A 1,751-nucleotide genomic window follows, 5' to 3' on the forward strand; every position below is an offset into this window, starting at 1 on the left:
TAAATTCTGATTAATGGTTTGAGTAATGTTCTGATTTTTTCTGCAATTAATTTTAGAATCTACTTGCAATACACAGTTGACAGATACTATTAGAAAAAGTATGACTATAGATTGGTACGATAAAGAGAGTGTACAAGCTCAAATGAGAAGATCTATAAGAAGACTTCTTAAAAAGTTTGGTTATCCTCCAGAGGATACAGAGGATGCAACAGAGCTTGTGTTAAAACAAGCTAAGGTAATGTGTGAAGAGAGCGTAATGTAAGAAAAGAAGGAGGAAAAATAGAGTATGGAGAATTTATTGAATAAATTGAATCTTTTATCAAAAACATTTAATGAAGTAACAGAAATAAAATCTAGACTTCAAGACAAGCCTGTATCAGAAGAATATATTCGAGAATATTTTAAAATTTTAAAGTATATATTAAAAAAATATAATAATCAACAATCATTAAATATAGGAAGTTTGACAGGAGCAAAAATTCTAGAAAAGGAAGTCATAAAAAATAACCTAACTGATGTAATGATGATATCTATTAATGGTATTATCGAGAGAACATTTAATGATATAAATGAAGTAATTGCTTATGACAAAGAATTAAAGCTACATAAAGAGATGAGAGATTTTATGTTAGAACTTACTCCAATTATAAAATCGAAATTAAAAATAAGGTTAAAAGAAAATAGCGATTATTTAAAACAAATTGCTGAGTGTAGATAGTCACTGCATTTTTTATTATACTTAAAAAAATAATTGTATAATTTATCTTAGGAGGGAATAAAATTATAAAAAATTTTATTGATCGAATTATAAAAAGGTGGTATTTTATTATATTAGTTATTAGCACTGCCTTTGTTTTGTATAACAAAACCATATTATTTTCAAATTCGATAACATTTGAAAAGTTAACACCATATACTTTAATATTTATATTATGGATATTTTTATTGATAGTTCCTTTATTTTCGGAAGTTGAATTATTAGGAGTAAAAATAAAAAAAGAAGTTGAAAATGCAACAAAAGAAGTTAAATCTGATATAAAGAATATTCAAAATCAGATTATGAGTTTAAATTTAAATAGCTCTATAACAAATAATTTACAAATAAATCCACAACTTCCAAATGACAAAAAAATACAATATCTGGAAAAAGAAATGAAGAAAGATACTTTTAACATTGAGAAGAAAATAAATTTTGATAACCTTAGTGATGAAATAATATTTTTATTTAAAGTAAGATTTGAAATTCAAACATTATTGAATGAAATATCTGAAAAAGTTGGATTTAATGAAAAAATACCCATTATAAAAAATATTCAAATATTGAAAAAAAATGAGACTATAGATAAGACTACAGCTGATTCCATATTGGAAATTTGTAAAATCGCAAATAGAGGAATCCATGGTGAAATAATTGATAAAAAATATATTGAATTTATTAAAGAAACTTATCCAATAATACAAAATAAATTAAAAAATGCAGTAGAAGATTTACATTCTGTGGCTTGTCCAAGGTGTAAATTTGTAGGTTATAGTAAATTTAATAATTTTTGCCCACAGTGTTCATATGTATTTGATGATTATTAAAAATTTTGAAATTATAAGGTTAGGCTAGATACTTAGCCTACTAGCAAGGCTAAAACCTTGCTTTTTTTCTATTGTTTGCCTATGTATTATTTAGACTAGAGTATAGACAATACACTAAATTTTATACAAAATATATCCTATTTACACTGTTTTTCTTGCTTTTTCGA

General features: G+C 24.3%; 3 protein-coding genes. All 3 read left to right on the forward strand.

Annotation, left to right across the window (positions count from 1 at the left end; translation table 11 throughout):
- The first annotated feature begins 76 nt into the window (after positions 1–76).
- The 3 genes from L992_RS12315 to L992_RS12325 all read left to right on the forward strand — a co-directional run bounded on the left by L992_RS12315 (position 77) and on the right by L992_RS12325 (position 1,584).
- On the forward strand, positions 77–262 hold the full coding sequence (locus L992_RS12315) for a type I restriction enzyme endonuclease domain-containing protein (protein ID WP_197053439.1): 186 nt from the start codon (positions 77–79) through the stop codon (positions 260–262).
- Positions 263–286: 24 nt separating this feature from the next.
- On the forward strand, positions 287–718 hold the full coding sequence (locus tag L992_RS12320; RefSeq protein WP_047396591.1) for a hypothetical protein: 432 nt from the start codon (positions 287–289) through the stop codon (positions 716–718).
- Between the two features lie 137 nt (positions 719–855).
- A complete protein-coding gene (locus L992_RS12325; RefSeq protein ID WP_156110712.1) occupies positions 856–1,584 on the forward strand; it encodes a hypothetical protein in 729 nt (242 codons plus the stop codon).
- Positions 1,585–1,751: the final 167 nt, after the last annotated feature.

It is taken from the genome of Cetobacterium sp. ZOR0034 (assembly GCF_000799075.1).
Lineage (GTDB): Bacteria > Fusobacteriota > Fusobacteriia > Fusobacteriales > Fusobacteriaceae > Cetobacterium_A.

Bases quoted from the DNA above. Each gene is read 5' to 3' on its own strand.
- L992_RS12320 (WP_047396591.1), top strand. From the start codon at position 287: ATGGAGAATTTATTGAATAAATTGAATCTTTTATCAAAAACATTTAAT.